Genomic DNA, 9,044 nt, shown 5'->3' on the forward strand with positions numbered 1-9,044 from the left:
ATGATTGTGATATAATACATAAAGCTGTTTCAAAAATGTTATCAGCAACCGGCAAAATGCTGAAGGAGTGATTAATAGAGATGTTTAAATTAAGCGAGATTAAGGAATTGATCAAGCTGGTGGATGAAACGTCTGTGCATGAGCTTGAAATTGAAAATGAAGGAACTCGCCTGATGATCCGTAAACCGGGCAAAAGCGAGATCGTTACGGTACAGGCTCCTGTAACAGCGCCTGCTTATACAGTGGCGCCACAAGCTGCAATTCCGAATCCACAAGTACAGTCCGATGTTGGACATGCAAATGCTGGGGAGCCGAAGGAATATGCAAGCAATCTACATAAAATCGTATCTCCGATGGTAGGCACTTTCTATAGTTCTTCATCCCCGGATACGGCTCCGTATGTGAGTATCGGCAGTAAAGTAGGCGAAAAAACAACGGTATGTATCATTGAAGCGATGAAGTTGATGAACGAGTTGGAAGCTGAAGTGAAGGGCGAAATTGTGGAAATTTTGGCCGAAAACGGACAGTTGGTGGAGTATGGTCAGCCATTGTTCCTTGTGAAACCGGAGTAAGAAGCTTGGTTGTCCCTTTTTCTGAGGGTTCGACAAGACTGCTCCCAGGGAGGATAAAGTCATGACATTTCAAAAAGTATTGATCGCGAACCGTGGAGAAATTGCAGTTCGTATCATTCGCGCTTGCCGCGAAATGAATATCTCGACAGTTGCCGTTTATTCGGAAGCTGACAAGGATTCGCTACATGTGCGTCTCGCAGATGAGGCTTACTGTATCGGACCAACGTTGTCCAAGGACAGCTACCTTAATTTTACGAACCTGATGAGTGTTGCTACATTAACTGAATGTGATGCCATTCATCCAGGTTACGGATTTTTAGCGGAAAATGCAGACTTCGCAGAAATTTGCGAATCGTGCAATATAACGTTCATTGGACCTTCTCCTGAAGCAATTAACAAAATGGGGGATAAGGCTGTCGCCAAGCAGACCATGAAGGATGCCGGGGTCCCTGTAATTCCTGGTTCAGACGGACTGGTTGAGGATATGCAGGATGCGATCAGCATTGCACGTGATATCGGGTATCCCGTCATTATCAAGGCCACAGCAGGTGGTGGTGGTAAGGGGATTCGTATCGCTGAAGACGAGGATAACCTTATCCAGCAAATCACTACCGCTCAGCAGGAAGCACAAAAGGCATTTGGTAATGCGGGTGTGTACCTGGAAAAATATTTGACCGGTATGAAGCACGTGGAAATACAGATCATAGCGGACAAGCATGGTAATGTTGCCTATTTGGGCGAACGGGACTGCTCTGTACAGCGTCGTCGTCAGAAGTTGTTGGAGGAAGCACCATGTCCAGTACTATCGCAGGATGTCCGTGAAGAAATGGGGCAGGCAGCTGTTCGTGCAGCTTTGGCCGTACAATACTCTGGTGCAGGCACGCTCGAATTTTTGCTTGGCCCAGACAATAAGTTCTACTTCATGGAAATGAACACACGGATTCAGGTAGAACATCCAGTAACAGAAATGATTACTGGTGTCGATCTGATCAAAGAAATGATTTCAGTAGCTGAAGGACATCCGCTTTCCTTTACGCAGGAAGAAGTCACTATCAATGGCTGGGCGATAGAATGTCGCATTAACGCTGAGGACCCAGATCGTAATTTTATGCCTGCACCGGGTAAGATCGGATTTTATCTGCCTCCAGGTGGTCCTGGGGTACGTGTAGACAGTGCTGCTTATCCAGGTTATAGCATTCCGCCTTACTATGATTCTATGATCGCCAAGCTGATTGTGTGGGCGCCTACACGGCAGGAGGCAATTGCTAAAATGAAGCGAGCTTTGACGGAGTTTGCGATTGAGGGCATCCCCACAACGATTTCTTTTCACCAGCGCTTGCTAGAGCATCCGACCTTTATTGAAGGCGATTTTGATATTAAATTTTTGGAGGAAAACGAAGTTTAAGCGGTATATTTCCTCAGTTTGTCATAATGAACGCCAAATGATATAGTATGGATAATAAGTGAGCATGTCTGCTTTGATATCCAAAGCTGGATGAAACTTATTTTGACCGAAAGGTGTTGAAGGTATGAGCACAGTGCCAACCGAATTCGAACGTACAGAAATTGGGGAGATTCAAATTGCCCCGGAAGTTATTGAAGTCATTGCCGGACTGGCTACCGTCGAGGTGCCGGGCGTAGCGGGAATGAGTGGCGGATTTGCTGGCGGATTTGCCGAATTGCTAGGCCGCAAAAATTTATCCAAAGGTGTAAAAGTGGAAGTCGGACAGCGTGAAGCTGCCGTAGATGTCTCCGTTATTATTGAGTATGGTAACCGTCTGCCTGAGGTGGCTGCTGCTATTCAGCATAATGTTAAGCGTTCCATTGAAAATATGACAGGTCTTAACGTGGTTGAAGTGAACGTGCAAATTCATGATGTTCAATTCAAAAATGCTGAAAAAGTAGAAGAGCCGGAAGTGCTGGGCGCCGGACGGGTTAAATAGAGCGATACTTTTGTACAAACCCCCGATCCTTATGGGTCGAGGGTTTACTCTAATTTAAGGAGGCTGTGCGTTTCGTGGCTAAAGTGGTGGACAGACTTCTGCTGTTCTTGTACAGCTTAAGTATCGGAATTATCTCCATTCTCGCCATCCTCCTCCTAAGCGGGGCCATTCCGTATGTTTTAAGTATTGAGGATGAGCGAGTGGTATGGTTTACCAGCTTGATTATCGCAGGAGTTCTGTTGTTATTGAGTCTTCGTTTTTTTTATATCTCTATTCGACGGAACCAAACCGTACAGCATTCTATTGATCAACGAACCGAATATGGTGATATTCAGATTTCGGTGGATACTATCGAAAACCTGTGCCTCAAAGCGGCTTCCCGATTTCGCGGGATGCAGGATCTGAAAGCACGCGTTCGTGTGTTGGAATCGGGACTAGATATTACGATTCGGGCGATTGTTGACGGGGAAAGCTCCATTCCGGTGTTAACCTCCGAGGTACAAAAGGGGGTACACGACCATGTGGAAGAAATTACAGGAATTCCAGTGTCCAATGTGTCGGTGTACATCGCTAATGTTTCTCAGTCACCAAGCTTTAAGAGTCGTGTGGAATAGAGGTGATTTTCCCTGATGCCCTGGAAAGAAATATGGGGAAGTTACAAGGGCCGGATCATGGGGATCACGGCTGGTATTTTTTTCGGTTTTATTTATTTGTGGGCAGGCTTTTGGAATATGTTGTTCTTTGCATTGATGGTGTTCATCGGATATACGCTAGGAAGACGGAGCGATTCAGCGCTTGGTTCATTCTTTCCTTGGAAAGAATGGGGCGAATGGTTGTCGCAACGTTGGCGTCCTTTTAAATGAACCCTGTGATACGTGTTCTCCAAAATAGAGCTGTAGCTTATTTGCGCCCAACGGTTTTGGAGGATGCGTTCACAGGTTTTTTTGTGGAAATTGGTTAAAATGAAAATAGATATAGGCAAGCGTAGGAGGCAGGGCATGAAAAGACGTCTGGCGAGGGAATTAGCGGTACAGAGCATGTACCATATGGAAATGAATGAAGTAGATGCAGCGGCAGCTGTAGATATGCTGCTTCAGGAGGCGGCTGAGGAAAACGAAGCCGAGGTCGTGATTAAAAACGCAGCAGTGTTAAGAGCGTATGTTTTGGAGCATGTGCGTGGTACATGGGAGCACAAGGAAGCTATTGACGGGCTGTTGGCGGATTACCTGAAAGGCTGGCAGATTAGCCGACTTTCCCGTGTGGATCGTCAAATTTTGAGACTTGCCGTATATGAAATGATTTTCCGCGAAGATGTTCCAGCCAAGGTAGCAGTCAATGAAGCCATTGAATTGTCGAAGCATTTTGGCACCGATGAATCGGGTAAATTTGTTAATGGTGTGCTGGGACGAGTTATACAAGAGCTGGAGCAATTGAAAGCACGTTTTTAATTAGAGACTACTGAATCAGGTTGGGGAGTGGATAAACATGTCAGCACCGATCATTGATGGTAAACAAATCTCTCAGGATATTCGGACAAGCATTCAGCAAGAGGTCATTCGTTTGAAAGAACACCGCTTTCAACCGGGACTGGCTGTTGTACTGGTAGGCGAAGACCCTGCTTCTCAGGTGTATGTTAAAAATAAGGAAAAGGCGTGTCATGACCTCGGCTATTACTCTGAGGTTCACCGCCTGGCGGCAGATACTTCGCAAGAAGCACTACTGAAACTGGTGGATAAGCTGAATCATCAAAGTAATATCCACGGAATTTTGGTACAACTGCCGTTGCCAAAGCATATTCATGAAAAAGCTGTCATTGACGCGATTGCAGTGGAGAAAGATGTTGACGGATTTCATCCCGTAAATGTAGGGAAGCTGGTCATCGGTGATGATAGCTTGTTGCCTTGTACTCCCGCTGGAGTCATTGAGTTAATCAAACGCGCTGGAGTAGAAATAGCCGGTAAACATGCAGTTGTTATTGGTCGCAGTAATATCGTGGGCAAGCCAGTGTCTTTATTGCTGCAGCGTGAAAATGCTACGGTTACGATGTGTCACTCTCGGACAGCAAATATGGCCGAACTCAGCAAGCAAGCGGACATTTTGGTCGTTGCCATTGGTAAAGCCAACTTTATTGATGCTTCGTTCGTTAAGCCAGGTGCAGTGGTTATCGATGTGGGAATGAATCGTCTGGAGAACGGAAAGCTGGCGGGTGACGTTGATTTTGAGAGCGTAAAGCAAGTGTCCGGTCCGATTACGCCTGTTCCCGGCGGAGTAGGTCCCATGACGATTACAATGCTGATGCAAAATACGCTCGTAGCGGCCAAGCGCTCGCACGGTTTGGCATAAAGGCAGTTGCCTGTGGATGAACAACACCGTATTTACTCTATAAAGGACCTGAATCGTTATATCCGGATGAAGCTGGAATCCGATCAGGTGCTGTCTGATGTATGGATACGCGGGGAAATTTCAAACTTTACGCATCATTCGAGTGGTCACATGTACTTTACGCTCAAGGATGAGGGGAGCCGGATACGTTCGATTATGTTTGCGACCCATAATAGACGGCTCCCGTTCGTACCGAAGGAAGGTACGCGTGTTATTGCCCGGGGAAACGTATCCGTATACGAACGGGATGGACAATATCAATTTTATGCAACTCAAATGCAGCCTGACGGTATAGGCAGCCTTTATCTGGCTTATGAACAGCTCAAACAAAAGCTTGATGCAGAAGGGCTGTTTGATCCCTCTCGCAAACGGGATCTGCCAGCTCACCCGGCAACCATTGGCGTAATTACGTCACCGACCGGAGCGGCTGTGCGTGATATTATCACCACACTTCAACGGCGATACCCGCAGGCTGGAATCGTGTTGTATCCAGTTCTTGTGCAAGGAAAAGGTGCCGCCCCCTCGATTGTTAAGGCCATTGAAGCCATGAATCGGATGCAAGAGGTTCAGGTGATGATCGTTGGACGGGGCGGTGGCTCTTTAGAAGAATTGTGGGCGTTTAATGAGGAAGCGGTTGCGCGTGCCATTTACGCATCGGTCATTCCTGTCATTTCGGCTGTTGGACACGAAACGGATTTTACCATTGCTGATTTTGTGGCTGACCTGCGCGCAGCGACGCCAACCGCAGCGGCTGAGCTGGCCGTCCCTCATCAGGGAGAGCTTCGGGATCAGCTGCTCCAGCGGGAGCAACGGTTACGGAATGCTCTCCGGCAGCGGCTGGAAGCCAGCCGTGAACGCTTGCTGCGGCTTCAGCGTTCGCCAGTGCTGCTGCATCCGCGCCGCTATATGCTCCAGCATGCAGAGCGGATGGACATGCTCCATCAGCGTCTGATCCGTGCAGCAACTAACCGTTCACGCTTAAACGCAGAGAAAAACGCCCGTATGCGTCAGGTACTAGAGCGGTTTAATCCGCGTGAACAAATTCGTTCAGCGCGCAAGCAGACCGATATGGCGCAACGTCAGCTGGAGTCTGCGATGCGTGCGATCGCAAAAACGGGACGACAGCAGCTGCACACTGGAATTCGTCAATTGGATGCACTGAGTCCGCTCAAAGTCATGGCCCGAGGCTACAGCTTGGTGTACGATGAGCAGGAGAAACGGCTAATCAAGTCGCTCAAAGATGTACAACCGGGAGATTCCATCAAGATAAAAGTGAGTGACGGGCAGTTAGACTGCCAAGTATGGGGAATGAAGGAGGACGCGAAGCACGGTGGCGAATGAATCGGAATTGAATTTTGAAGCGGCCATGGCCGCTCTTGAAGAAATTGTCGGACAACTAGAGCATGGAGACGTTCCTCTGGAACAAGCCATTGATTTGTTCCAGCGGGGGATGAAGCTGTCTCAGCTTTGCAGTCAGAAGCTGGAGCAAGTCGAACGTAAAATTGAAATGATTGTGGAAGAGGATGGGGATTTGCGCAAGAAGCCTTTTGGCGGTGGATTGGATGAAAACGGCGGTGAAGTGCTTGAATAGACCGTCGTTCAAGGAATATCTGACTGTGACGGCGGATGCAGTTTCGTCTGCATTGACCGAGCAGTTTCCGGCGCATTGGAATATTCCCGCTATTCTTCGGGAATCTATGGATTACTCACTCACCGCAGGCGGGAAACGGCTGCGGCCTCTGCTTGTGATCGCCGCTGCAGAAGCATTTGGTGGAAGCAGGGAAGCGGCGATGCCAGTAGCATGTGCAGTAGAGATGGTACATACGTATTCCCTCATTCACGACGACTTGCCGGCGATGGATGATGATGATTATCGGCGAGGAAAGCTGACAAATCATAAGGTATACGGCGAGGCGGTTGCTGTTCTTGCGGGCGATGCTTTGCTGACCCATGCGTTTTACAGCATCGTGCAGGCGGGACGTCGTCACGGTGTTTCTTCCGATGCACTATTGTCCATAGTTGAGGATTTATCCGAAATGAGCGGTGCCAGAGGCATGGTAGGTGGACAGGTGGCAGATATGTCAGGCGAGCAGGGAATAACAGGGATCGAGGGATTGGAATATATCCACCTTCATAAAACGGCTGATTTGATCATTTTCTCACTTTTGGCAGGTGGTCGGATTGGTGGAGCAGACAAGAGTCAGCTAGAGGCCCTTCGCTGCTTCGGACAAGATTTGGGACTGGCCTTTCAGATTCAGGACGATATATTGGATCTCGTAGGCGATGAAAGCAAAATGGGAAAAAAAACGCAGAGCGATGTTGAACAGGAGAAGGTTACCTATCCGTATTTCATCGGTATGGACGCATCTTTGCGACAAGTGGAAGAACTCACAGCCTCTGCCAAAAAAATGATTGCAGAAAGTGGGATTCCCGATTCTTCGCGATTGCTTGAGATAGCTGATTACCTGATGAAGCGTGATCATTAGGAGAGTTGGAATAGCTTTAACTTGTCTGCGTTTAAGTACAATCCAAAAGTGTGATATAATATTTGTTAACTTTACACACAAACTTGAAGGAAAGCGGGGAGATATGCGTGCTGCTTCCACATATAAAGCAACCAGGCGATCTGAAATCACTGTCGGTTGAGGAGTTGGCTTCTCTAGCCGAGGAAATCAGGAGCTTTTTGATTGAGAAGCTGTCCGTGACTGGGGGGCATCTGGCATCGAATCTGGGAGTGGTTGAGCTCACGATCGCCCTGCATTATTGCTATAACAGTCCAAAGGACAAGATGATTTATGACGTTGGGCACCAAGCCTACGTGCACAAAATATTGACAGGGCGAATGGATCGTTTTGATACACTTCGTCAGCATGATGGACTCTGTGGTTTTGTAAAAAGAAGCGAGAGCGAGCATGATGTTTGGGAGGCTGGACATAGCAGTACTTCTCTTTCGGCTGCAATGGGGATGGCCTTGGCACGGGATTTGAAGGGCGAGGACAATAAAGTTATTGCAATGATCGGGGACGGAGCATTAACTGGAGGCATGGCCTTCGAAGCCTTAAACCATATTGGTCATGAACGTAAAAATTTAATGGTCATTTTGAATGATAATGAAATGTCCATCGCCCCGAATGTAGGGGCCATGCATAATTATTTGAGCAAAATCCGCTCTGACCGTCACTATTTGCGGGCAAAGGATGAGCTGGAAGTTTTGCTGAAAAAAATACCCGCTATAGGCGGTAAACTTGCCAAATCGGCTGGCCGTGTCAAGGACAGTCTTAAATATATGATGGTGCCAGGTGTGTTATTTGAGGAGCTGGGATTTACGTACCTTGGTCCGGTCGATGGACATGATTTGTCCAAGCTAATTGAAACTTTTCAGCAGGCTGACAACGTTACTGGTCCGGTATTAGTGCATGTCGTAACCACCAAAGGTAAAGGTTATAAGCCTGCAGAGGCTGATTCGTACAAGTGGCATGGCATCAGTCCATACAAAATTGAATCAGGTCAGGTACTCAAAGCTGTAGGCAATCCGATGTATACGGAAATTTTCGGTAGAACGCTGATTGAACTGGCTGAGCAGGATGAGCGCATCATTGCGGTTACCCCTGCAATGCCTGGTGGATCAGGACTGGTACCGTTTAGTAAAGAGTTTCCTTTACGTATGATTGACGTCGGTATTGCTGAGCAGCATGCTGCAACCATGTGTGCAGCGTTGGCTATGGAAGGGATGAAGCCGGTATTTGCGGTGTATTCCACTTTTATGCAGCGTGCATATGACCAAATTGTGCACGATATTTGTCGTCATAATGCGAACGTGATGTTCGCGATTGATCGTGCTGGTTTTGTTGGTGCTGATGGTGAAACTCACCATGGCGTGTTTGATGTAGCGTTCTTGCGTCATATTCCGAATCTTGTGCTTATGATGCCAAAGGATGAAAACGAGCTGCGCCATATGATGAAGACAGCACTCGACTACGAAGACGGTCCAATTGCTTATCGTTACCCACGTGTTAATGTGGTTGGTGTGCCGTTGGATAAAGAATTGCGTGCTCTTCCCATCGGCAGTTGGGAGCTTCTGCGTAAAGGCGAGGGCTACGCTGTAATCGCTTCAGGACCGATGCTCCAAGTGGCAACAGAGGCTGCG

At 47.8% G+C, this 9,044-nt stretch carries 11 protein-coding genes; all 11 read left to right on the forward strand.

The features are described 5' to 3' along the window. Positions 1–80: 80 nt before the first annotated feature. Positions 81–572, forward strand: a complete 492-nt coding sequence (gene accB, locus AC5V8P_RS19935; RefSeq protein WP_063213570.1) for an acetyl-CoA carboxylase biotin carboxyl carrier protein — start codon at positions 81–83, stop codon at positions 570–572. Between the two features lie 61 nt (positions 573–633). After that, positions 634–1,977, forward strand: coding sequence for an acetyl-CoA carboxylase biotin carboxylase subunit (gene accC / locus AC5V8P_RS19940; RefSeq protein WP_063213569.1), 1,344 nt, complete (start codon positions 634–636; stop codon positions 1,975–1,977). A 124-nt stretch (positions 1,978–2,101) separates the two neighbouring features. Next, positions 2,102–2,515 (forward strand): Asp23/Gls24 family envelope stress response protein, encoded by a 414-nt coding sequence (locus AC5V8P_RS19945; protein WP_013310820.1) that lies wholly within the window; start codon positions 2,102–2,104, stop codon positions 2,513–2,515. Between the two features lie 74 nt (positions 2,516–2,589). After that, on the forward strand, positions 2,590–3,129 hold the full coding sequence (amaP, locus tag AC5V8P_RS19950; protein ID WP_063213568.1) for an alkaline shock response membrane anchor protein AmaP: 540 nt from the start codon (positions 2,590–2,592) through the stop codon (positions 3,127–3,129). A gap of 15 nt (positions 3,130–3,144) precedes the next feature. Beyond that, a complete protein-coding gene (locus tag AC5V8P_RS19955) occupies positions 3,145–3,378 on the forward strand; it encodes a DUF2273 domain-containing protein (RefSeq protein WP_063213567.1) in 234 nt (77 codons plus the stop codon). 135 nt (positions 3,379–3,513) lie between these two features. Continuing rightward, positions 3,514–3,963 carry a transcription antitermination factor NusB gene (gene nusB, locus AC5V8P_RS19960; protein WP_063213566.1) on the forward strand — a complete coding sequence of 150 codons (450 nt, stop codon included), beginning with the start codon at positions 3,514–3,516 and terminating at the stop codon, positions 3,961–3,963. Between the two features lie 37 nt (positions 3,964–4,000). Beyond that, a complete protein-coding gene (folD, locus tag AC5V8P_RS19965; RefSeq protein ID WP_064796349.1) occupies positions 4,001–4,858 on the forward strand; it encodes a bifunctional methylenetetrahydrofolate dehydrogenase/methenyltetrahydrofolate cyclohydrolase FolD in 858 nt (285 codons plus the stop codon). A gap of 66 nt (positions 4,859–4,924) precedes the next feature. Then, positions 4,925–6,238 carry an exodeoxyribonuclease VII large subunit gene (xseA, locus tag AC5V8P_RS19970; RefSeq protein WP_063213705.1) on the forward strand — a complete coding sequence of 438 codons (1,314 nt, stop codon included), beginning with the start codon at positions 4,925–4,927 and terminating at the stop codon, positions 6,236–6,238. Next, positions 6,228–6,488, forward strand: coding sequence for an exodeoxyribonuclease VII small subunit (xseB, locus tag AC5V8P_RS19975; RefSeq protein ID WP_063213564.1), 261 nt, complete (start codon positions 6,228–6,230; stop codon positions 6,486–6,488). Before xseA ends, xseB begins: the two co-directional genes overlap by 11 nt. After that, entirely contained in the window at positions 6,460–7,383 is a 924-nt protein-coding gene (locus tag AC5V8P_RS19980; RefSeq protein WP_064796350.1) for a polyprenyl synthetase family protein, read from the forward strand. The genes xseB and AC5V8P_RS19980 overlap by 29 nt, the downstream gene beginning before the upstream one ends. A 107-nt stretch (positions 7,384–7,490) precedes the next feature. After that, on the forward strand, positions 7,491–9,044 hold a 1,554-nt coding region (gene dxs / locus AC5V8P_RS19985; RefSeq protein WP_495473800.1), incomplete at its 3' end, for a 1-deoxy-D-xylulose-5-phosphate synthase.

The organism is Paenibacillus sp. N119s (assembly GCF_059447605.1).